Origin of the sequence: Streptomyces sp. NPDC001536, from assembly GCF_042894505.1 — a bacterium.
Taxonomy (GTDB): Bacteria; Actinomycetota; Actinomycetes; order Streptomycetales; family Streptomycetaceae; genus Streptomyces.
In genome coordinates this window covers 1-1002 of sequence record NZ_JBIAVQ010000054.1, presented here as the reverse complement: position 1 = coordinate 1002, position 1002 = coordinate 1, and the positions used below count along the sequence as shown (strand labels likewise).

Below are 1002 nucleotides of genomic sequence, written 5' to 3'. Positions count from 1 at the left end.
CCGGGTGATCAGGGGGGCGATGGTGTCGGTGGTGTCCCAGTCGCGGGGGCGGAGCTGGTATTTCTCCGAGTCGAGGTATTCCTCGCTGCCGGCGCGCAGGGGGGTGTTCTCGCACAGTTCGTAGCCGCTGTAGATGCCCCAGGTGGGGGACAGGGTGGCGGCCAGGACCGCGCGGACCTCGAAGGCGGGCCGTCCGCCGTGCTGGAGGTAGGCGTGCAGGATGTCGGGGGTGTTGGCGAAGAAGTTGGGCCGCATGTAGGCGGCCGCCTCACCGGAGAGCTCGGTCAGGTAGTCGGTGAGTTCTTCCTTGGTGTTGCGCCAGGTGAAGTAGGTGTAGGACTGCTGGAAGCCGATCTGGCCCAGGGTGTGCATCATCGCCGGGCGGGTGAACGCCTCGGCCAGGAAGATCACGTCCGGGTCGCAGGCGTTGATGTCCGCGATCACCCGCTGCCAGAACACGACCGGCTTGGTGTGCGGGTTGTCGACCCGGAAGATCCGCACCCCGTGGTCCATCCAGTGCCGCAGCACCCGCAGGGTCTCGGCGATCAGGCCGTCCATGTCGGCGTCGAACGCGATCGGGTAGATGTCCTGGTACTTCTTCGGCGGGTTCTCCGCGTACGCGATGGTGCCGTCCGCACGGTGGTGGAACCACTCGGGGTGTTTCTGCACCCACGGGTGGTCCGGGGAGCACTGCAACGCGAAGTCCAGGGCGATTTCGAGATCGTGACGGCGGGCCTCGGCCACGAACCAGTCGAAGTCCTCGATGGTGCCCAGATCCGGGTGGACCGCGTCGTGGCCGCCCTCCGGCGAGCCGATCGCCCACGGCACGCCCACGTCCTGCGCGGCGGCCGACAGGGTGTTGTTCGGGCCCTTGCGGAAGGTCGTCCCGATCGGATGGATCGGCGGCAGATAGACCACGTCGAAGCCCATCGCCGCGATCGCCTCGAACCGCCGCGCGGCCGTGCGGAACGTGCCGTGCGGACGCTCCGGCGTGCCCTCGGA

At 68.3% G+C, this 1002-nt stretch carries 1 pseudogene; it reads right to left on the bottom strand.

The window, feature by feature from the left end:
- Window positions 1–1002 (bottom strand): annotated as a pseudogene (locus ACFY0U_RS45700) (alpha-1,4-glucan--maltose-1-phosphate maltosyltransferase); the annotation flags it as partial.